The organism is Lentilactobacillus dabitei (assembly GCF_019061365.1).
Classification (GTDB): domain Bacteria; phylum Bacillota; class Bacilli; order Lactobacillales; family Lactobacillaceae; genus Lentilactobacillus; species Lentilactobacillus dabitei.
The window spans coordinates 1-342 of sequence record NZ_JAHPPD010000191.1 but is presented as its reverse complement, the minus strand read 5'-3'; the positions used below and the strand labels follow the sequence as shown (position 1 = coordinate 342).

1 protein-coding gene is annotated in these 342 nt (G+C 43.3%); it reads left to right on the top strand.

Going from position 1 to position 342, the window contains the following annotated elements:
- Positions 1-43: 43 nt before the first annotated feature.
- Entirely contained in the window at positions 44-307 is a 264-nt protein-coding gene (locus tag KTE19_RS13745; protein WP_003606156.1) for a transposase, read from the top strand.
- Positions 308-342: the final 35 nt, after the last annotated feature.

Below are 342 nucleotides of genomic sequence, written 5' to 3'. Positions count from 1 at the left end.
CGTATAATGAATAAATCGTCTCTCAAAAGGAAGGAATTTTTACATGCCAACTCGTTACGACAAAGAATTCAAACAAAACATTATCAACCTATATAAGCAAGGCGAATCAGCTGCCCAACTGGCCAGAGAATATGGCATTGGCTATTCAACCGTTCATAAGTGGATCCAGGGCCAGGCCAAAACTCAATCCGGTAAATCGCCAGACGAAATCAAAGCGATGGAAAAGCGACTGGCTTCGCTGTCTGAGGAGAACGAAATCCTAAAAAAGCCCTGGGCTTCCTTGCGCAGAAGTAACCAATATCTTTGATTACATTCACCAAGAAAGCCATCACCACCAGGTAA

Coding starts and splice junctions, on each gene's coding strand:
- KTE19_RS13745 (WP_003606156.1), top strand. CDS start 44: ATGCCAACTCGTTACGACAAAGAATTCAAACAAAACATTATCAACCTA.